The 18646-nt window shown below is 67.9% G+C and carries 21 protein-coding genes and 2 pseudogenes; 13 read left to right on the top strand and 10 right to left on the bottom strand.

All coding sequences use genetic code 11. The features are described from left to right. The first annotated feature begins 95 nt into the window (after nt 1–95). The gene (locus WS75_RS29850; protein ID WP_059686059.1) at nt 96–995 is read left to right on the top strand and encodes a LysR family transcriptional regulator; all 900 of its coding nucleotides are present in this window, start codon (nt 96–98) and stop codon (nt 993–995) included. 40 nt (nt 996–1035) lie between these two features. Here WS75_RS29850 and WS75_RS29845 read toward each other — a convergent pair whose 3' ends face one another. Genes WS75_RS29845 through WS75_RS29835 form a run of 3 tightly spaced genes read right to left on the bottom strand, consistent with a single transcriptional unit; the run spans nt 1036 to nt 2574 of the window. Then, entirely contained in the window at nt 1036–1356 is a 321-nt protein-coding gene (locus WS75_RS29845; RefSeq protein ID WP_059686057.1) for a DUF7660 family protein, read from the bottom strand. Between the two features lie 26 nt (nt 1357–1382). Next, a complete protein-coding gene (locus tag WS75_RS29840) occupies nt 1383–1649 on the bottom strand; it encodes a hypothetical protein (RefSeq protein ID WP_059686055.1) in 267 nt (88 codons plus the stop codon). 52 nt (nt 1650–1701) lie between these two features. Next, complete coding sequence (locus tag WS75_RS29835; protein ID WP_059509127.1) at nt 1702–2574, bottom strand: LysR family transcriptional regulator; 873 nt, start codon at nt 2572–2574, stop codon at nt 1702–1704. A gap of 160 nt (nt 2575–2734) precedes the next feature. On the opposite strand from WS75_RS29835, the gene WS75_RS29830 reads away from it, so the two are divergent. Then, nucleotides 2735–4195 carry an MFS transporter gene (locus tag WS75_RS29830; RefSeq protein WP_059686053.1) on the top strand — a complete coding sequence of 487 codons (1461 nt, stop codon included), beginning with the start codon at nt 2735–2737 and terminating at the stop codon, nt 4193–4195. A 69-nt stretch (nt 4196–4264) separates the two neighbouring features. Here the strand turns inward: WS75_RS29830 and WS75_RS29825 are convergent, their stop codons facing one another. After that, nucleotides 4265–4462, bottom strand: coding sequence for an oxidoreductase-like domain-containing protein (locus WS75_RS29825; RefSeq protein WP_059686403.1), 198 nt, complete (start codon nt 4460–4462; stop codon nt 4265–4267). Nucleotides 4463–4474: 12 nt separating this feature from the next. On the opposite strand from WS75_RS29825, the gene WS75_RS34845 reads away from it, so the two are divergent. Then, nucleotides 4475–4606, top strand: a complete 132-nt coding sequence (locus WS75_RS34845) for a hypothetical protein (RefSeq protein WP_257129478.1) — start codon at nt 4475–4477, stop codon at nt 4604–4606. A 32-nt stretch (nt 4607–4638) separates the two neighbouring features. Here WS75_RS34845 and WS75_RS29820 read toward each other — a convergent pair whose 3' ends face one another. After that, complete coding sequence (locus WS75_RS29820; RefSeq protein ID WP_059686051.1) at nt 4639–5352, bottom strand: SDR family NAD(P)-dependent oxidoreductase; 714 nt, start codon at nt 5350–5352, stop codon at nt 4639–4641. A gap of 321 nt (nt 5353–5673) precedes the next feature. On the opposite strand from WS75_RS29820, the gene WS75_RS29815 reads away from it, so the two are divergent. Then, a complete protein-coding gene (locus WS75_RS29815) occupies nt 5674–6351 on the top strand; it encodes a dihydrodipicolinate reductase C-terminal domain-containing protein (protein WP_059686049.1) in 678 nt (225 codons plus the stop codon). A gap of 100 nt (nt 6352–6451) precedes the next feature. Here WS75_RS29815 and WS75_RS29810 read toward each other — a convergent pair whose 3' ends face one another. Further along, a complete protein-coding gene (locus tag WS75_RS29810; protein ID WP_059686047.1) occupies nt 6452–7261 on the bottom strand; it encodes an SDR family oxidoreductase in 810 nt (269 codons plus the stop codon). After that, nucleotides 7258–8091 (bottom strand): molybdenum cofactor biosynthesis F family protein, encoded by an 834-nt coding sequence (locus tag WS75_RS29805; RefSeq protein ID WP_059686401.1) that lies wholly within the window; start codon nt 8089–8091, stop codon nt 7258–7260. The genes WS75_RS29810 and WS75_RS29805 overlap by 4 nt, the downstream gene beginning before the upstream one ends. Before the next feature lie 170 nt (nt 8092–8261). Here WS75_RS29805 and WS75_RS29800 point away from each other — a divergent pair, with 170 nt between their 5' ends. The 3 genes from WS75_RS29800 (at nt 8262) to WS75_RS29790 (ending at nt 10874) form a co-directional block, all read left to right on the top strand. Beyond that, nucleotides 8262–9059: an AraC family transcriptional regulator gene (locus WS75_RS29800; RefSeq protein WP_059686045.1), complete on the top strand. Its 798-nt coding sequence runs from the start codon at nt 8262–8264 to the stop codon at nt 9057–9059. A gap of 194 nt (nt 9060–9253) precedes the next feature. Beyond that, nucleotides 9254–10177, top strand: a complete 924-nt coding sequence (locus WS75_RS29795; RefSeq protein ID WP_059686399.1) for a DMT family transporter — start codon at nt 9254–9256, stop codon at nt 10175–10177. 148 nt (nt 10178–10325) lie between these two features. Beyond that, entirely contained in the window at nt 10326–10874 is a 549-nt protein-coding gene (locus tag WS75_RS29790; RefSeq protein ID WP_059686043.1) for a hypothetical protein, read from the top strand. Nucleotides 10875–10964: 90 nt separating this feature from the next. Here WS75_RS29790 and WS75_RS29785 read toward each other — a convergent pair whose 3' ends face one another. Beyond that, entirely contained in the window at nt 10965–11099 is a 135-nt protein-coding gene (locus tag WS75_RS29785; protein WP_006752948.1) for an entericidin A/B family lipoprotein, read from the bottom strand. Between the two features lie 233 nt (nt 11100–11332). On the opposite strand from WS75_RS29785, the gene WS75_RS29780 reads away from it, so the two are divergent. Next, nucleotides 11333–12628, top strand: a complete 1296-nt coding sequence (locus tag WS75_RS29780; RefSeq protein ID WP_059686041.1) for an aspartate carbamoyltransferase — start codon at nt 11333–11335, stop codon at nt 12626–12628. A 149-nt stretch (nt 12629–12777) separates the two neighbouring features. Here WS75_RS29780 and WS75_RS33100 read toward each other — a convergent pair. Continuing rightward, nucleotides 12778–13080: pseudogene (locus WS75_RS33100) on the bottom strand (VapC toxin family PIN domain ribonuclease); the annotation flags it as partial. A gap of 205 nt (nt 13081–13285) precedes the next feature. Between WS75_RS33100 and WS75_RS29770 the strand changes: the two are divergent. The 5 genes from WS75_RS29770 (at nt 13286) to WS75_RS34285 (ending at nt 18324) form a co-directional block, all read left to right on the top strand. Then, nucleotides 13286–15529 carry a TonB-dependent receptor gene (locus WS75_RS29770; protein ID WP_059686037.1) on the top strand — a complete coding sequence of 748 codons (2244 nt, stop codon included), beginning with the start codon at nt 13286–13288 and terminating at the stop codon, nt 15527–15529. A gap of 3 nt (nt 15530–15532) precedes the next feature. Continuing rightward, entirely contained in the window at nt 15533–16288 is a 756-nt protein-coding gene (locus tag WS75_RS29765) for a tetratricopeptide repeat protein (RefSeq protein WP_059686035.1), read from the top strand. Next, nucleotides 16285–16968 (top strand): Fe2+-dependent dioxygenase, encoded by a 684-nt coding sequence (locus tag WS75_RS29760; RefSeq protein WP_059686033.1) that lies wholly within the window; start codon nt 16285–16287, stop codon nt 16966–16968. The genes WS75_RS29765 and WS75_RS29760 overlap by 4 nt, the downstream gene beginning before the upstream one ends. A gap of 415 nt (nt 16969–17383) precedes the next feature. Beyond that, on the top strand, nt 17384–17968 hold the full coding sequence (locus tag WS75_RS29755; protein ID WP_059686031.1) for a nucleotidyltransferase family protein: 585 nt from the start codon (nt 17384–17386) through the stop codon (nt 17966–17968). A 212-nt stretch (nt 17969–18180) separates the two neighbouring features. Beyond that, nucleotides 18181–18324, top strand: coding sequence for a hypothetical protein (locus WS75_RS34285; RefSeq protein ID WP_006752960.1), 144 nt, complete (start codon nt 18181–18183; stop codon nt 18322–18324). A 57-nt stretch (nt 18325–18381) separates the two neighbouring features. Here the strand turns inward: WS75_RS34285 and WS75_RS29750 are convergent. After that, a pseudogene (locus tag WS75_RS29750) lies at nt 18382–18615 on the bottom strand (SDR family oxidoreductase); the annotation flags it as partial. Between the last annotated feature and the right edge of the window lie 31 nt (nt 18616–18646).

Genomic DNA, 18646 nt, shown 5'->3' with positions numbered 1-18646 from the left:
GTTCTCCGTGAATGAACCGTTGTCTGCACGCATTCTGGCGCGAGGCCGCCTAGCAAGGAATTGCCGAACATAATTGATTAGCTATACATTTATGTATGGCCATCGATCTGAACTGGGAACGCTACCGCACCTTCCTCGCCGTGCTGACGGAAGGCTCGCTGTCGGGCGCGGCGCGCGCGCTCGGCATCACGCAGCCAACGGCCGGCCGTCACGTCGCGGCGCTCGAGGCCACGTTCGGCCAGACGCTCTTCACGCGCTCGCCGTCGGGGCTGCTGCCGACCGAGGCAGCGCTCGCGCTGCGCGGTCACGCCGAGGCGCTGCGCAGCGCGGCAGCCGCGTTCGAGCGCGCGGCCGCGAGCCACGGCGCGGGCGTGCGCGGCACCGTGCGGATCTCGGCCAGCGACGTGATCGCGGTCGAAGTCCTGCCGCCCATGCTTGCGCAGTTGCGGCGCGATCATCCGGGGCTCGTCATCGAACTGGTGCCGACCGACCGCATCCAGGACATACTGAACCGCGAGGCCGACATCGCAGTGCGGATGGCGCCGCCCGCGCAGGACGCGCTCGTCGCACGGCGCATTGGCGAGATCGAGGTGGCGCTGTATGCCCGCGACGACTACCTGGCGCGCAACGGGACGCCATCGTCGACGGACGAACTCGCGCATCACGCGCTGATCGGCTTCGATACGGTGACGCCGTTCATCCGCTCGGCGGCGCGCGGGATGCCGCAGTGGAAGCGCGATGCGTTCGCGCTACGCACCGACAGCAATCTCGCGCAGCTCGCGATGATTCGCGCCGGCTACGGGATCGGCTTCTGCCAGAACCGGCTCGCGCAGCGCGATGCGCGGCTCGTGCGCGTGCTGCCGGACGGGCCCGCGATGAAACTGGAAACCTGGGTGGTCATGCACGAGGATCTGCGGGCGAGCCCGCGTTGCCGGGCCGTGTTCGATGCAGTGGCGACCGGGCTGCGCGCGTATGCCGAAGGGGCGGCCGACTAGGCCGTTCCAACCCGCTGCGCCCGCCGGTCGCCGCGATGCGCTATTCGTAGATCTTGCCGGCGAACAGGATGTCGGCCATGCGCCGCCACGGGTTGTCGGGCAGGTCGTCGCAGCGCGGCCCGTCCTCGGACGCCTCGGCCCAGTCGACCATCGCCTCCAGGTACTCGCCGATCGAGCGGTTTTCCCAGCCGAGCGCGGCGGCCCCGAATGGCGACGGCGGCAGGTCGGCGTCGAGCTGGCGCTCCTTGTGCCAGTCATTGCCCAGCACGCGCAGGAAATGGATCAGCGAGCGCTCGTCGACCACCCGCTCCAGCGCGTGCTGCAGCCGCGCGGCCATCTTGCTTTTCAGTTCGTCGTTCATGCGTATCGTCCCCTGCTACGCAACGTTCAGAAAGCTTGCACCTCGCACCAAGCGGGATACGTTTCCTCGACGATGAAGAAATCGTCGAAGTAGACCAGCCCGAGCCGCTCGAGCGACCTCATGCACGCATCGGCCGCGTCGCCGCCGAAGAACGGGCCGAGCGACACCAGCCGGTCGGACTCGTCGAAATACTCGGCGAAATTGAATTCGCGCATGACTGCGGACAGGTCGACCGCTTTCTCGACCAGCGCCGCGCGTCGAACGACAATCCCGAAATCTCTCGATATTTTCATCGGTACCGACTCCCGTCGAATACGTGCGCCTGCGCCGAAGTGCATGGCTGCGTCACATCAGCAACTGCCGCGACAGCACCTCGCGTGCCTGCGTGACCGTCTCGCGTTCGCCCGGCATCGGCGGCGTCAGCGAGAACACGGCGTCGGGCAGCGCCGGCAGCCGGTATTTCGCGCCGAGCCGCACGAGACCCTCGCCGATCGCCGATGCGCACAGGCAGCCGACGCCGAGCCCCGCCGCCAGCATCGACTGCAGCCCCGCGACGCCCGACGCGCTGTGCACGAGCACATACGGCGCGTGCTGCTCGTCGAGCGAGCGCACGGCGATCTGATGCATCATGCAGTCGTCCGGCAGCAGCACGAGCGGCAACGGCTCGGGCAATTGCTCGGCGAGCGCGGGCGATGCAACCCACGACAGCGGCTCGCGCCGCAGCACCCAGCGCGTATCGGCCGACGCGGGCCGGAACGGGCCGCTCGACAGGTTCATCACGACGCCGAGATCGATCTGTCCGCGCGCATGCGCGGCTTCGATCTCCGCGCTCTTCATCGCGCTCACGTGCAGGCTCAGTTGCGGGTAGCACTCCCGCAACCGCGCGAGCAGGCCCGCGACTTCGTGCGTCCGGTAGTAATCGGTGATCGCGACGCGCAACTCGCCCTTGATCGCCTGGCCGCGCACTTCGTCGAACGCAGCCTCGTTCAGCGCGACGATGCGGCGCGCATGCTGCAGCAAACGCGCGCCGGCCGGTGTCGGCTCCACGCCGCGCTTGCTGCGCACGAACAGCGGCACGCCGGCGCGCGATTCGAGCTTGCGCACCTGCTCGCTCACCGTCGACTGTGACAGATGCAGCAATGGCGCAGCCGCCGTAAGGCTGCCCGCATCCGCCACCGCCGCGAAAGTGCGCAACTGATCCAGGTCGAAACCGCGCATCGCCCTCTCCATCCATCGAATAACCCGATGGATGCTACCACCAATTCCCGCTTTTCCGATTCATCGGCAATCCGCAGAATATGGGTTCAACGGCCCGCACGAGCCCGGTTCAACGGGCTTCGACATGCGTTGCAGCCCTCATTCTTCCGGACTTCCGTTCATGACCGACAACACCCTCGCCCCTTGCGCGCCGGCCGGCACGGCCGCCGCGGCACCGCCGCGCAGCCATCACGGCTGGGCGCTCGTGGTCCTGCTGGTCGGCGCCATTCTGCCGCCGCTCGACTACTTCATCGTGAATCTCGCACTGCCGGCCATCCGCGACGGCATCGGCGCACGACCGTCCGAGCTGCAGCTCGTCGTGTCGGCCTACGCGTGCGCGAACGCGGTCGTGCAGATCACCGGCGGGCGTCTGGGCGATCTGTACGGCCGCAAGCGGATGTTCATGATCGGAATGGCCGGCTTCGTCGTCGCATCGACGCTGTGCGGGCTCGCCGGCAGCGGCGCGGTGCTGGTCGGCGGCCGCGTGCTGCAGGGCCTGTTCGCCGCGGTCCTCGCGCCGCAAGTGCTCGCGACGATCCGCAGCGTGTTCAGCCCGCAGGAGCAGGTGCGCGTGATGGGTTTCTACGGTTTCGTGTTCGGTCTCGCGGCCGTGATCGGCCAACTGGGCGGCGGCGCATTGATCAGCCTCCATCCGTTCGGGCTCGGCTGGCGCGCGATCTTCCTCGTCAACGTGCCGATCGGCGTCTTCGCGCTACTTGGCAGCTGGCGCTTCATCCCGGAAAGCAGGCCGCCACGCGGCCAGCGTATCGACGTGCCCGGCACGGTGCTGCTGTCGCTGTTCCTGCTGATGCTCGTCTATCCGCTCACGCACGGACGCGAGGCGGGCTGGCCGCTGTGGATGGTCGCGTGCATCGCCGGGGCGCTGCCGATGCTCGGCGCGCTGCTGGCGGTGGAAGCGCGCCGGATCGCGGGCGGCCGCGATCCGCTGCTCGACGTGCGCCTGCTGCGCAATCCGGTCGTCGTGCTCGGGCTCATGCTCGCGTTCCTGTTCTACATGCTGAGCGCGTTCTTCCTGAGCTACGGGATCTATCTGCAGGGCTGCCTGGACTGGTCGCCGCTCGCGTCGGGGCTGGCGATCCTGCCGCTCGGCATCGGCTTCCTCGCGAGCCCGCTGTTGATGCCGCGCCTCGTCGACCGGTTCGGCGGCCATCGCGTGCTCATGCTCGGCTTCGCGATGCTCGCGGCCGGCGTCGCGACCGCCGCCGCACTGGCCGGCGAACACGCGCCCGGCCCGGGCTTTTACGCGGGCATCGCGGCGATCGGCATCGGGCAAGGCCTCGTGCTGCCGTCGGTCGTGCGGATCGTGCTCGCGGAAGTGGACGCGGCGCGCGCCGGAGTCGCATCGGGCATGGTCAGCACGATGCTGCAGATCGGTGCGGCCGTCGGGGCGGCGACACTTGGCGGGCTGTTCTTCGCGCGGCTCGGCGCGCAGCCGGGTGCGCTCGACTACGTGCAGGGCTTCAGGACGGCGATGTGGGCGCTGACGGTCGTGCTGCTCGTGTGCGTCGCGTTGTCTGCCGCGCTGGGACCGATGCATCGACGCGTGCGCGCCGGTGCGTGACGACACGAGTCGAGCCACACATCGCCGGCAGCGAATCGGGGCATGCGCGATCGCTTGCGGGCATCAAGCTCATTTGTGATGCTTGAGTTGCGCGTGCCGCGCTTCCCATTCGGCCAGCTCGACGCGATAGCGCGCCAGCGCTTCGTCGTACAGGTCGAAAACGCACGGCGAGCAGCCGCTGTTGCAGCAGTCTTCCAGTTCGGGTTGTTCGGGCGGGGTCGGACGCGGATCGTCGGCGAGCGTATCCGCGGAGGCAGGCTTGGTCACGGCTTCAGTCACATGATGTCGAACGCCCAGTATACGGTGATGGTCCGCGGCATGCAGGCAGCCGGCCGTATGCAGCCGTGCAACCTGCTGATCGACATCGCGGCGATCGCGCACATTCCGCGTGCGCGATTTCGCATGCCCTGACGTCGTACTCAAGTGCGATCGCCCGTCAGCCTCTACGCCACGCGACCACTCACGGGAATCGATGCGCCGGTGATCGCCTGCGCGTCAGTCGACAGCAGGAACCCGATCGTCGCGGCGATCTGTTCGGGCCGGACCCAGCGCGTGAAATCCGCATCGGGCATGTCCGCACGGTTCGGCGGCGTGTCGATGATGCTGGGCAACAGCGCATTCACGGTCACGCCGCGATCGAGCAGTTCCGCCGCCAGCGCCTCGGTGAGTCGCGCGACGCCCGCCTTCGCGGCCGCATACGCGCCCATTCCCGCGCCTGCCTTGAACGCCGCACCCGCGCCGATGTTGACGATGCGGCCCGCCGGGCTCGCCACCAGGTACGGCAGCGCGGCCTTCGACGCATTCAGTGCCGTCTTCACGTTCAGTTCGTACATGCGGTCCCACGTGGCCGCGTCGCCATCGGCGATCGTCTGCCACACGAACGCACCTGCAATGTTCAGCAGCGCGTCCACCCGGCCGAATTCGCGATTCACGGTGTCAAGCGCGCGTGCAGCTGCCTGCGGATCGACGAGATCGATGCCGCCGAGGCGCAGCGCATCGGCCGGCACGCCGGGCAACGCCTGCGCGTCCGGCGCGCTGCCACGGCCGATCAGCGCGACGCGAGCGCCGCGCTGGCCGAGCCAGGCGGCTGTTGCGACGCCGAGGTGGCCGAATCCGCCGGTGATCGCGACTGCCTTGCCTTTCAGGTCGTGTTCCATCGATATGCTCTCCAGGGTCGAAGGGGGTTGGATGATACGCGGTTCGGTGCGATGCCGGCCGCGACACGGGCATGCCCGGCCGGTGTTTCGGCAGCGTAGCGCCATTCACGCTTCCGTGTGTGCTGCGACGGATGCGTCATCATCGACGAGGTCGATCTGTTGATCCGCCGCGGCCGTGCAGGTGCGCACCACACACAGCGGCAGGCCGCCGGGCATAATGCGCGATCACGGCGCGCCGCGCGGTGCGCCGTGATCGCGCCGGGTCGTCGAACGACCCGCGCCGTTTCCGTATCGAAACCCGAACCTCAACCCGTCTATCCCATGCAAGTACTCGTCGTTGGCACCGGCAAGCTGGCAACCGAACTGCTCGGCTCGCACCGGCTCGCACCGGCAACCTGTCGCGTGATGGCCTGGTCGGACCCCGCCCGTGGCAACGTCCGTTCGATCGTCGTTCACGCCGGATCCGGCCGCGAGCTGCCTGCCGCGATCGAATTCTGCCGCGCCACGGGGTCGCCGCTCGTCGAGCTGTCCACCGGCTCCGACCTCGAAACCGCATCGCACGACTTCCCCGTCGTGCTCTGTCCGAATACGAACATCCTGATGCTCAAGTTCATGAGCATGCTGGAAACCAGCGGCCATCTCTTTCGCGACTGCCACATCAGCGTGACGGAGTCGCACCAGGCCAGCAAGACGTCCGTGCCCGGCACCGCAGTCGGCGTCGCTCAGTCGCTCGGCGTTCCGGCGCAGGACATCCACTCCGTGCGGGACCCCGCCGAGCAGCGCGACGCCTTGCAGATTCCCGACGATCAGCTCAGCCGCCATGCGTTCCACCGGATCCGCATCGAGGACGGCGCATGCAGCCTGCAATTCGAATCCCGCGTGTACGGCGCGTCGCCTTACGCGGATGGCGTGTCGCGGATCGTCGAGGCCGTCCGGCAGCACGAACTCGAACCTCGCCGGTACTCGATCGTCGAGTTCATTCATAACGGCTGGCTTTAGTAGCGACGGGCGCGACCGGCGCGACGGTGCGCGGGTCGCACCGACTGCGCCCCTGCCGGCCCATTCGACGGCCCTCGTCGCACGATCGCGCGCGCGGCCCTTACCCGTCACCCAGCACGGCTCCGCTCTCCGGCAACGTCGCGCCGCCGTCGACGACGATCGTCTGCCCGGTGATGTACCCCGCATCGGCCGACGCGAGAAACAGCATCGCGTTCGCGATGTCCTCCGGCTCGCCCATTCGCGCAAGCGGAATGTCGCGCGCGATCTGCGCGGCGACCGACGCATCGCCGAGATTGCCGCCCGCCGGCGTGCGGATCATCCCTGGCTCGACGCCGTTGACCGTCACGTTGCGGCGCGCGAGTTCAAGCGCCGCCGCGCGAATGAAGCCGTTTACGCCTGCCTTCGACGCCGCGTAGTGCGCGAGCCCCGGATAGACGACGCGCGGCCCGGTCACCGACGACGTGACGAGCAGCCGCCCCGCCCCCGCACGCTCGAATGCCGGCAGCGCGGCCTGCGCGAGCCAGAACAGCGCCGACAGGTTGACCGACAGCGTGCGCTCGAGCAGCGGCGCATCGATCTGCTCGAACGGAGTCAGCGGGAAGTACGCGGCGTTATGAACGACGACGTCGAGCCGGCCACCGTCGCGCTCGACCGCCGCGACGAGCGCGACGAGTTCGTCTCGGCTCGCGGCGTCGACGCGATACGCACGCGCAGCGCCGCCCGCGCTGGCAAGCGCGTTCGCCTGCACGGCAGCGGCATCGCCGTTGAGATCGGCCAGCGCGACGAATGCATCGGATTGCGCGAAACGGCGCGCGATTGCCGCGCCGATCCCCTGCGCCGCGCCCGTGACGAGCACGACGCGGCCACTGAAATCCGCACGCAGGCGGCCGCTGCCCGGCACGGCGTTCATCGCTGCGCCTCGCCGGCGATCGGATGCACGGTTTCGTTCAGCACCTGCGCATGCGCGCCGATCGGGAAATTCGACAGCACGCCGAAATCGCCGCCCTGGTATCCAAAGATCTTGCCGTCCGTCTTGCGTTGTGCGAGGTCGATCAGCACGACGCCGAGCGTCGGCACCACCTTCTCGCGCCATACGAACAGATACAACTGCTCGGCGAGCCCGAAGTAATGGCAGCGGTCCACGTCGGCCAGCCCGCCTTCGACGCCCTGCAGACACTGCCATGCGTAGAAGTTCTCATTCAGGTAAATGTGCTCGTAGCATTCGGTCGGGCTGTAGCGATACATCGTCCGCTTGCCGATCAGTTCGCGCGTGGGCCCGTGCAGCGGGCCCGGCTGCGCATGGCCGCCGAGCGTGCCGTGCCGGAACGTCGCATCGACACCCGTCAGCGGCAGCCCGCGCGCGACGCGCGTGAACGCGTCGACATGCGTATCGGCTTCGGTCGGCAGCGTGCCGATCACCGACGTCCACACGCCGCCGCCGACGTCGATCACGAGACTGACCGACGTCGCGCGTGCTGCCGGGTCGATGTAGTCGACGAAGTACAGGTCGTCGCGCAGCCGCGTGACACGGCAAGGCGCCCGGCCGCCCGTGCCGGTCGCCGCGTCGCGCCATTGCAGCGCGCCCGCTTCGAACGTATAGACGCGCCATGCGCCCGATGCGTCGTCGAGGGCCAGCGACCGCCCGACGAGTTCGTCCACGGGCGCGAGGATGTTCGCGTCCGGCGCGAAGCCGTCCGCGAGCGCGCCCACCTGAATGAATACCGTGTCCTGTCGTTCCACCTGCCGTCTCCCGCGCAGCTTCAGGCCCGGCGGGCCGTGTACGCTGCTCATGTGCACATGGTGCGGGCTGCGCACGCCGCGCGGTATCGGCCAAAAGGATGAAGGGCGCGCGGCGCCGGAACGCGCTAAAGTGCACGTGATCCGCGCCGCTGCCGGCGCGAGGAGCACCCATGCACCGTGTCACCCACTACCGACGCACCGATGAAGGCATCGAGGCGATCAGCCTCGAGTCCGACCGCACGTTTCCGCGGCACGCGCACGACGACTTCGGGGTCGGCGTGATCGTCAGCGGCGCGCACCGGTCCTGGAGCGGCCGCGGGCAGGTCGACGCGCTGACCGGCGACGCGATCATGGTCAATCCGGGCGAGATGCACGACGGCATGCCGATCGAAACGGGCACCGGCCGGCGTTGGCAGATGCTGTACCTCGCGCCCGCACTGGTCGCGGGCGTCGCGGCGGAAGAAGGCCTCGGGGGTGTCGAGCTCGCGCATCCGGCCGTGCGTGACGCGCGGCTCGCGGCCGCGTTCGGACGGTTGCATGCACGGATCGTCGCAGGAAGCGACACGCTGCCGCTCGCCCGCGACGAGGCGCTCGTCACGCTGGTCGCCGAACTGCTTGCGCGGCACTCGAACCGCGCGCTGCGGCCCGCCGGCGTCGCCCCGGCGATCCGAGTCGCCCGCGAGCGGCTCGACGCGGCGCCCGCCGCACCCGTTTCGCTGGCGGAACTCGCCGGCCTGAGCGGCGTGAGCCGCTTCCAGCTGCTACGCGGATTCGCGCGCGAACTCGGCATCACGCCGCACGCGTATCTGATGCAGTCGCGCACGCGGCTGGCGCGCGCACTGCTCGCGAACGGCCGGCCGATCGCGGATGCCGCGGCCGAAGCCGGTTTTGCCGACCAGAGCCACCTGACGCGCGCGTTCGCACGCCAGTTCGGGATCACGCCGGGACGATTCACGCAGGCAGGCTGAACAGGCCTCGCCGTCGCGGCGCGGCCACCGGTGCGCGACGACGTCGATCGTCGCCGTCCGGCACCTTGGATGGCGGCGCTACCGGTCAACGGGAGACACCGGGCACATCGCCCTCCCGCTCACCCGCCCCGCTCGCCGACGCCGCTGCAATTTCGTTCAAGACGCCCGTGCCGTCGCACGCGACGATGCGGCACATGAAGACACGACTGATCGGCTATCTCTATCTCGCCGCCGCAATGACAGGCGTTGGCAGCACCGTCATCGCGAGCCGCCTCGCGGCCGGCGGCCTGCCGCCGTTCGCGGCCACCGCGCTGCGCTTCCTGATCGCAACCCCGCTGCTGTTCGCGCTGATGCGAGCGCAGCGAATGCGATGGCCGCGGGTCTCCCCACGCGACGCCGTGCTGCTGGTCGTGCAGGCGGCGGCGGGCGGTGTCGGCTATACGGTGCTGCTGATCATCGGCACGAAGCTGTCGTCGCCCGTCGATGCAGGCGTGATGCTCGGCACGCTGCCCGCGATGTCGACGCTGATCGCGGCGGTCGTGCTGCGCGAGCGGCAGACGCCGCGCGACTGGGGCGCGGCCGCGTTGGCTACCGCCGGCGTGCTGTTCGTCACGTTCGCGCCCGGCCAGGCCATGCCGTCGCTCCGGACGCTCGCCGGCGACGCGCTGGTGCTGGCCGCCGTCGCTTGCGAAGCCGTGTTCATCCTGCTCAACCGGCGGCTGTCGGCGCCGTTGCCGCCGCTCGCGCTGTCGACGGCGATGTCGGGCCTCGGCTTCGCGCTCGCGCTGGTGCCGGCCGCATTCGAATGGCACGCGCTGGCGACCGGCTGGAACATCGGCGCGGTGTCGGCGATCGCGTACTACGCGCTGGTGCCGACCGTGCTCGGCTATCTGTGCTGGTACGCGGGTTCGGCTCGCACGAGCGGCACCGAGGCCGCGCTGTTCACGGCGGTCGCGCCAGTCTCGGCCGTGCTGTTCGCGGTCGCGCTGTTCGGCGAGTCGCTGGGCGGCACGCGCGTGCTCGGCATCGCGCTCGTCGTCGCGGGGATGCTGGTGGGTGCGATGCGGCGGCGCGAGCCGCCGGCACGCGTCACGTCAGCCGGTTGTCTCGATGGCTAGCGCGTTCGTCGATCGGTCATCACCGTCCGCCATCGACGACTGTAGGAATGTGTCCGCACGCGGCAAAATCGTTGCGTACCGTCGCGCAAGATGCAATATTCGCGTGGCCGGGCCATTTGACCACCATCGAACAATAATTCGCATCGCCATGAACAAGAAGGAAGCCAAAACAAGAATCGCGGCGCTGCTGTCCGCGGGCGCGAGGAAAGCCGACGTGCTTGCCGAGCTGGCCGGACAGGGCCTCAAGGATCGCGTGCTCGCGCGCCTGATCGCGTCGCGCCCCGACCCCGAACTGTGCAGGAAAAACAAGGTGCATACCCGGGTCCTGATCGCGCTCGGCGTCGCGCAGTTGTTGATCAGCGTCGCACTCGCCTATCTGATCCTGGTGAACGGACTCAACATAGGCGCCGCGGTGCTGTTCCTCGCTTTGACGGTGCCGCTGTCGCTGCTGTTCATCTGGGGCTTCGCGACCCATCGCGTCGGCGCGTATCACGCGTTCATCATCCTGTCGCTGCTGCAAGTGCCGAAGACCATCGCCGATCTCGGCCGCGACCCGTCGACCGCGCTGCCGACCCTCGGCGTGACGGTCATCCTGGTCGGCTACGTCTGGTTCGTCCGCAACCGACTGTTCCCGGACTTCGGCTGGTTCACGCCGCGCAAGGTCGAGGGCCGTTACGCGTTCGTGGAAAGCGCCTGACGCCGCCTCCCGCGCGCCATGAAAAAGGCGCCGGGCCGCCCCGCGATCGCGTGGCGGCCCGGCGCCTTCTACATTCCGGAACCCGGTGGCTTACTTCGCCTTCTCGGCGGTATCGCTAATTGCCTGGCCACCCTTCGAAATGTCCTGTCCCACGCCTGCAACGGTATTGCAACCAGCGAGTGCGGCGGTCACGACCAGCAGCACTGCAGCAATCGTACGCGTCATTCTCATTCTCCTTGGAGTCAACATGCCCGACCGGGCGAATCGTATGCGGCGTGGTGCCCTGCGGCTCGCAGGACACGGGGCCTGACCTGATTATACGGAGACAGCCGCCGCGCGCCAGTGTTCGCCGAGCCGGTGTGACGCAGGCCACACGGGCCGTCGCGCAGATTTTCCTTGACTTCGGCCGGCCTCGAACTAATATACGCACCGCGTATATTTCTCATCAGGTGCCGCCGATGACCGTTCCCCAGCAAGCCTTCCTGCGCGACGCGATGCGCCGCCTCAACATGACTCGCGAAGCGTTCGCGAACCGCATCGGCGTCAGCCGCCGTGCGCTGGACACGTGGCTGTTGCCCGACGATTCGCAGGAATCGCGCGGCATGCCCGAGATCGTCGAGCGATTCGTGTCGGAAATCGTCGAACGCGCGGTACCGGACGGCGGAGACTATACGCAAAGCGTAGAAAAGCAGGGGCTCGCGAAGCAATTCCTGTTCGAAGGCAAGCCGCAGCTGATTTCCGTGGACCAATTCTCCCGTGATTCGGTCGAGGCGCTGTTCCGCGTCGCCGACGTGATGCAGCCGATCGCGCGCCGCCACAAGATCTCCCGCGTGCTCGAAGGCGCCGTGCTCGGCAACCTGTTCTTCGAGGCCAGCACGCGCACCCGCGTGTCGTTCGGCGCGGCTTTCTGCCGGCTCGGCGGCTCGGTATGCGACACGACCGGCTTCACGTTCTCGTCGATGGCCAAGGGCGAATCGATCTACGACACGAGCCGCGTGATGGCCGGCTACGTCGACGCGCTCGTGATCCGCCACCCGGAGAAAGGCTCGGTTGCGGAGTTCGCGCGCGCGACCAACCTGCCGGTGATCAACGGCGGCGACGGCCCGGGCGAGCACCCGAGCCAGGCGCTCCTCGATCTCTATACGATCCAGCGCGAGTTCTCGCGACTCGGCAAGATCGTCGACGGCGCGCATATCGCGCTCGTCGGCGACCTGAAATACGGCCGCACCGTGCACTCGCTCGTCAAGCTGCTCGCACTGTACCGCGGGCTGAAGTTCACGCTCGTGTCGCCGCCGACGCTCGAAATGCCCGCGTACATCATCGACCAGATCGCGACGAACGGCCACGTGATCGAGCAGACGAACGACCTCGCGGCCGGGCTGCGCGGCGCGGACGTCGTCTACGCGACGCGGATCCAGAAGGAGCGCTTCACCGACGAATCGTTCGAAGGCTACACGCCGGATTTCCAGATCAACCAGGCGCTCGTCGATTCCGTCTGCAAACCCGACACGCTGATCATGCACCCGCTGCCGCGCGACAGCCGGCCCGGCGCGAACGACCTGTCGGTCGACCTGAACCGCGATCCGCGCCTCGCGATCTTCCGGCAAACCGACAACGGCATTCCGGTGCGGATGGCGATCTTCGCGGTGCTGCTCGGCGTTGAGAATCTGGTTCAACATTCGATGCGCGACGCGACGTGGCGCCCACCGGCGTACCTCGGGCCGGAGGATGCGGTGTTTCACGGGATCGATTGACCCGCATCCGGGGTCGCGCCCGTCCGGTCTCGAGACCGCTTCGGCTCAAGGGCCGCGCACGGACGTAACGCACACGACGCGCCGCCTCGCACGGCGCGTTTTTCATTTTCGATGCGGACAATGCGGGAGCGGCCGGCCCCGCGTCGGCTGGCCCACGGGTCGATCACACGCAAGCCCGCCGCTTCGAACGGCGCGACGTCGCGTGCGGCCACGATCAAGCCGTTCGCTGCGGCTGTTGCGGCGATAGAGCCGTTGGCCGATGCCAGCGCGTTGCCCGTCGCACGAGCCTTCGCACGAAGGCTCGCATACGCTTTGCTGGCTGCAACATCGAACGGCAGGACCCGGCCGCGAAACAGCGGCACGATGCGCTCCTCGATGCTTGGGTGCAGCCAGTCCCGCCTCCGCCCTTCCGGCAACGCCGCCACGCCGAATCGCATTTTCGCGAGACCGATTCGACCCGCCTGCCCGCCCCGCCAGCGTTCACACCCTCTGCAACATTCGTCAACGTTCTTGCTACAAATGCGAACAAGAACGCTTCTCATTTAACTTGAAATTACATAGAATGCCGCCTGAAAACAAATTGTAATAATCCCCGGCGGCGTGCACATTCCCGTAGCGCGTCGTTCCAGGGGCCACACTGCGAGGTCGAAGCGCATCATGAAGTCCCGTTCTGAAGAGCTGAAGCTCGGCAAATTCACCACCCTGTGCAGCGTGCTCGCCGCGAGCCCGGCGTTCGCAGACGGCACACCGCTGCCCGCACCGGTCAGCACCGAAGGCCATCTCGCGCCGATCGAGGTCCAGGGCAAGACCGAGCACAGCTACAAGGCCGACTTCTCCGCATCCACGAAATTCACCGCGCCGCTCGTCGACACGCCGAAGTCCGTGACCGTGATCCCGCAAGAGCTGATCCAGAACAGCGGTGCGGCAACGCTGACCGAAGCGCTGCGCACCGTGCCGGGCATCACGTTCGGCGCCGGCGAAGGCGGTAACCCGCTCGGCGATCGTCCGTTCATCCGCGGCTACGACACGCAAGGCAGCATGTTCGTCGACGGGCTGCGCGACACGGGCGCGACCACGCGCGAGATCTTCAACACCGAGCGCGTCGAGATCACCAAGGGCTCCGACGGCGCATACGGCGGCCGCGGCGGCGCGGGCGGCAGCATCAACCTGATCACGAAAGCGCCGCACCTCGGGACGACGGCTGCCGCGAGCGCCGGCCTCGGCACCGACCGCTACCGCCGCTTCACCGCCGACGGCAACTGGCAGTTCGCCGATCACGCGGCGTTCCGCCTGAACCTGATGAGCCACAACAACGACGTCGCCGGCCGCGACGCCGTCAACAACGAGCGCTGGGGTGTCGCGCCGTCGATCGCGTTCGGTCTCGGCACGCCGACGCGCGTGACCGCGAGCTACTACCACCTGTCGACCGACGACCTGCCCGACAGCGGCATCCCCTACTTCTACACGACGTCGAACAAGCCCGCGAACGTCGACACGATCCATCCTGCGCCCGTCGACCGCCACAACTTCTACGGCCTGATCGACCGCGACTTCCGCAAGACCACGTCGGACATCAGCACGATCAGGATCGAGCACGACATCACGCCGAATCTGACGGTGCGCAACACCACGCGCTACACGGAATCGACGCAGGACTACATCTGGACGCAGCCCGACGACAGCCAGGGCAACGTGGTCAACGGCAAGGTCTGGCGCCGCAACAACAACCGCAACAGCTCGATCAACAGCCTCGCGAACCTGACCGAACTGTTCGGCGAATTCCGCACCGGCCCGTTCAAGCACAGCTTCACGACCGGCATCGAGCTGTCGCGCGAATGGGGCAAGCGCGATTCGTACACGGTCGCGACCGACACGGGCACGATCTGTCAGAAGGGCATCGGCGCGCCGTCCGGCTACAACTGCACGAGCCTGTGGTCGCCGAACCCGAACGATCCGTGGGCCGGTTCCGTCACGCGCAACAACGACTATGCGCATGCGCGAACCACGACCAAGTCGATCTACGGCTTCGACACGATCGAGCTCACGCCGCGCTGGCAAGTGAACGCCGGCGTGCGCGTCGACGACTACTCGACCCGCTTCACCGACACCAGGGCGAACGGCGGCAAGACCTACACGCGCGACGACACGCTCGTGAACTGGCAGGCCGGCGTCGTGTTCAAGCCCGCGCGGAACGGCAGCATCTACGCGTCGTATGCGACGTCGTCGATGCCGGCCGGCATGCTGCTCGGCGAAGGCAGCGAAACGCAATCGCTCACGCCGGGTCGCGGCGGCGTCGGGGCGAACGCCGATCAGCTGTCGCCGGAGAAGAACCGCAGCATCGAACTCGGCACGAAGTGGAACGTGCTCCACGACAAGCTGTCGCTGACCGCCGCGCTGTTCCAGATCGACACGACGAACGCCCGCGTGACGCTGCCGAACAACCAGTACGCGATGGTCGGCAACAAGCGCGTGCAGGGTCTCGAGCTCGGCGTCGCCGGGCAGATCACGAAGCAGTGGCAGGTGTTCGGCGGCTATACGTACATGAAGAGCGAGCTGCGCGACAACGGCAAGGATGCCGCGAACAACGGCAACCGGTTCCCCAATACGCCGAAGCACAGCCTGACGATGTGGTCGAACTACGACGTGACGCCGAAGTTCACCGTCGGCGGCGGCGCGTTCTACATGTCGGAAGTGTTCGGCGATCCCGCGAACCTGCGTGCGGTGCCGTCGTACTGGCGCTTCGACGCGATGGCGCAATACCGGATCAACAAGAAGCTCGATCTGCAACTGAACGTGAACAACCTGTTCAACCGCGCGTATTTCGATCAGGCGTATCCGGCACACTATGCGTCGATCGCGCCGGGCCGCTCGGCGTTCGTCACGCTGAACGCGCGCTACTGATCGATGGAGACCGTCTCGCTGAAGGCGCTCGCGTCGGTGTCGCCGCGTGCGTTCGCCGAGATCCTGGCCGGGCCGCCCGAGCGCGCCGCGGCGTGGGTCGCGGCAGCCGCCGAAAACGGGATCGTCGACGCGCAAGCCGTCTACGGCCAGTACCTGCTCGACGGGCACGGCGTCGCGCGCGATCCGGCCGCCGCATTCGGCTGGTTCCGGCATGCGGCACGAGCCGGTCACCCGATGGCGATGAACATGCTCGGCCGCTGCTACGAGTTCGGCTGGGGCACGGCCGCATGCGCACCGGTGGCCGTGTACTGGTACCGGCTCGCCGCGCAAGCCGGCCTCGACTGGGGCATGTACAACCATGCGACGGCGCTCGCGCTCGGCAACGGCATCGCCGAGGATCGCGCCGCCGCGCTCGAATGGTTTCGCCGCGCCGCTGCGCTCGGCCATGCGAAATCGATCAACCTGATCGGCGGCTTCTACGAGGACGGCTGGGTCGTGGCCGTCGATATCGATGCCGCGTTCGACCACTATCGCCGCGCCGCCGAGGCCGGTGATTTTCGCGGCCAGTTCAACTACGCGCGGCTGCTCGCCGATCGCGGGCGCGTTGACGAAGCCCTCGTCTGGCTCGCGCGCGTGCCGGCCACCGCCACCCCCGCGTTCGTCGCGAAGATGCGCGCGTATCTCGCGTCGTCGCCGCTCGATGCGTTGCGCGCGGCGGCGCTGCAGCTGCCGCCTCATGGTATGGAGTCCGAATCATGATGCTTCATATCCCCGGCGTGCTGACCAAGGCGCAGGTCGCGCAATGCCGCGAGATGCTCGATGCCGCCGACTGGGTCGACGGCAACGCAACGTCCGGCACGCAGTCGGCGCTCGCGAAACGCAACCGGCAGTTGCCGGAAGATTCGCCGGTCGCGCGCGCGGTCGGCGATGCGATCCAGGATGCGCTGGCCCGACATCCGCTGTTCTTTTCGGCGGCGCTGCCGCTCAAGGTGTTTCCGCCGCTGTTCAATCGCTACGAAGGCGGCGAGGCGTTCGGCACGCATGTCGACAACGCGATCAGGCTGCTGCGCGGTACGGATTTTCGCGTGCGCAGCGACCTGTCGGCGACGTTGTTTCTCGAGGAACCGCACGCGTACGACGGCGGCGAGCTGTGCGTGGAAGATACATACGGCATGCATCGCGCGAAGCTGCCGGCGGGCGATCTCGTGTTGTATCCGGCGTCGAGCCTGCATCGGGTGACGCCCGTGACGCGCGGGGAACGGGTCGCGTCGTTCTTCTGGATCCAGAGCATGGTGCGCGACGACGGCAATCGCACGCTGCTGTTTCAGCTCGATACGCAGATTCAGGCGTTGTCGGCGGACAAAGGCGCGAAAGATCCGATGGTCATTTCTCTGACGGGGGTTTATCACAACCTGTTGAGGAAGTGGGCGGATGCTTAAGGCGGTTTTTCGGATTCGTGCGTATGCGCACGTGAAGACGCTTTGATGACCGACATCTACCCGTCGGCCAGATCACGCACCGACGGAGCCGGACTTCGGTCGACAGGCGATTCGTCTGACCGAACCGATGGCGACGCTCGCGCGACACCGTCCGCTATCGATCAACGCGCCGCCCCATACCGGTTTCACGCATTGCCACGCGAATAGCGGCATTGGCAGCGCTACGGCCGCGATTGCCTCGTGATGCAAAGCGAATCGCTCGCCATATCGAGCCCTGTCGAGCACACTCTGCTCGACGAAGCTGCCCGCGAACATTCTGTCCGGCGGCAATGCGCACGCATCGGTGACATCCGCACTTGCCGATCCCCGCCCACTCCCGCACAATCGGCCCACCTGCCTTCCTCCCCCCGCGCCGATGTCCTATGCGTCACTCGCCACCGGCGTCCTGCTCGCCGGCGGTCTCGGTCAACGCTTCGACCCAAGCGGTCTGCACAGCAAGCTGCTCGCGCTGCTTCCCGACGGCACGCCGGTTGCGGTCGCGGCTGCCCGTCGCCTCGCCGCGGCCACGGCCGACGTGATCGCCGTCGTGCGCCCCGGCGCCGAAAAACTCGCCGTTCTGCTGAATGAAGCCGGCTGCCAGGTCGTCTACGCGCCCGACACGATGCGCGGCATGGGCGCGAGCCTCGCGGCCGGTGTCCGCGCGACGCCGGAAGCAACCGGCTGGCTGGTCGCGCTCGGCGACATGCCGTGGATCGCGGCATCTACCTACGAAATGCTCACGCGCGCGCTCGACGCCGATGACGCGTCGATCGTCGCTCCCGTCCATCGCGGCGTACGCGGTCATCCGGTCGGCTTCGCCGCGCACCATTACGATGCGCTCGCCGCGCTCGACGGCGATACGGGCGCCCGCGCGCTATTCGTCAGCGGGTCGGTGAACCTGCTCGACGTCGACGATCCCGGCATCCTGCGCGACGTCGATACGCCGGCGGATCTACGCTGACGCCGGCGCGCGCCGGCCACGCAGCGCATTGCACAAACGTGCCACCGCGAGATCCGGCGCAAGATCCGACGCGATACCCGCAGACACTCGACTATCATCTGCAATCCGGATGCCGCCGCGAGAATCCCGCTGCAAACGCTCGTCCGATTGCCTATAACGAAGACGAGGCGCGGCCGCCGCGCCACCGTCGTCACGCACTACACGAGCGCTCCATGGACCACACGACCCCGATGCCCGAGCCCCCGGCCGACCCGAACCGCGATCCGGAAGACGATCCGTTGTCGCCACCGCCACCGGGGCATCCGCACGACAACCCGCAGCAACCCGACGGGCCACCGAGCAAGGATCCCGTTTAGCCGGCGTCGGCACGCGCGACGACGAGAACGGGCAACCCCCGGTCGCCCGCGCGCCGGCTAGCGCGCCGTATACCCGCCGTCGATCGCCGGCGGCACGCCGCTGAACATCGAGGCTGCGTCGCTGAGCAGGAAAAGGATCGGCTCGACCACCTCGTCCGGTTCCACGAATCGCCCGAGCGGAATCGCCGCGAGCATCGGCGCGCGCTTTTCCGGCTCGCTCCACGCGAACTGCACCATTGGCGTGAGCGTAATGGTCGGGTTTACGCTGTTCACGCGGATCCCGTGCGCGCCGGAGAACGGCCGCCATGCGGGCCGACGACGG

This window comes from Burkholderia sp. FL-7-2-10-S1-D7 (genome assembly GCF_001524185.1).
Classification (GTDB): domain Bacteria; phylum Pseudomonadota; class Gammaproteobacteria; order Burkholderiales; family Burkholderiaceae; genus Burkholderia; species Burkholderia diffusa.
This window is presented reverse-complemented; position numbering and strand designations above follow the sequence as displayed.

Coding starts and splice junctions, on each gene's coding strand:
- WS75_RS29850 (WP_059686059.1), top strand. CDS start 96: ATGGCCATCGATCTGAACTGGGAACGCTACCGCACCTTCCTCGCCGTG.
- WS75_RS29845 (WP_059686057.1), bottom strand. CDS start 1,356: ATGAACGACGAACTGAAAAGCAAGATGGCCGCGCGGCTGCAGCACGCG.
- WS75_RS29840 (WP_059686055.1), bottom strand. CDS start 1,649: ATGAAAATATCGAGAGATTTCGGGATTGTCGTTCGACGCGCGGCGCTG.
- WS75_RS29835 (WP_059509127.1), bottom strand. CDS start 2,574: ATGCGCGGTTTCGACCTGGATCAGTTGCGCACTTTCGCGGCGGTGGCG.
- WS75_RS29830 (WP_059686053.1), top strand. CDS start 2,735: ATGACCGACAACACCCTCGCCCCTTGCGCGCCGGCCGGCACGGCCGCC.
- WS75_RS34845 (WP_257129478.1), top strand. CDS start 4,475: ATGATGTCGAACGCCCAGTATACGGTGATGGTCCGCGGCATGCAGGCA.
- WS75_RS29820 (WP_059686051.1), bottom strand. CDS start 5,352: ATGGAACACGACCTGAAAGGCAAGGCAGTCGCGATCACCGGCGGATTC.
- WS75_RS29815 (WP_059686049.1), top strand. CDS start 5,674: ATGCAAGTACTCGTCGTTGGCACCGGCAAGCTGGCAACCGAACTGCTC.
- WS75_RS29810 (WP_059686047.1), bottom strand. CDS start 7,261: ATGAACGCCGTGCCGGGCAGCGGCCGCCTGCGTGCGGATTTCAGTGGC.
- WS75_RS29800 (WP_059686045.1), top strand. CDS start 8,262: ATGCACCGTGTCACCCACTACCGACGCACCGATGAAGGCATCGAGGCG.
- WS75_RS29795 (WP_059686399.1), top strand. CDS start 9,254: ATGAAGACACGACTGATCGGCTATCTCTATCTCGCCGCCGCAATGACA.
- WS75_RS29790 (WP_059686043.1), top strand. CDS start 10,326: ATGAACAAGAAGGAAGCCAAAACAAGAATCGCGGCGCTGCTGTCCGCG.
- WS75_RS29785 (WP_006752948.1), bottom strand. CDS start 11,099: ATGACGCGTACGATTGCTGCAGTGCTGCTGGTCGTGACCGCCGCACTC.
- WS75_RS29780 (WP_059686041.1), top strand. CDS start 11,333: ATGACCGTTCCCCAGCAAGCCTTCCTGCGCGACGCGATGCGCCGCCTC.
- WS75_RS29770 (WP_059686037.1), top strand. CDS start 13,286: ATGAAGTCCCGTTCTGAAGAGCTGAAGCTCGGCAAATTCACCACCCTG.
- WS75_RS29765 (WP_059686035.1), top strand. CDS start 15,533: ATGGAGACCGTCTCGCTGAAGGCGCTCGCGTCGGTGTCGCCGCGTGCG.
- WS75_RS29760 (WP_059686033.1), top strand. CDS start 16,285: ATGATGCTTCATATCCCCGGCGTGCTGACCAAGGCGCAGGTCGCGCAA.
- WS75_RS29755 (WP_059686031.1), top strand. CDS start 17,384: ATGTCCTATGCGTCACTCGCCACCGGCGTCCTGCTCGCCGGCGGTCTC.
- WS75_RS34285 (WP_006752960.1), top strand. CDS start 18,181: ATGGACCACACGACCCCGATGCCCGAGCCCCCGGCCGACCCGAACCGC.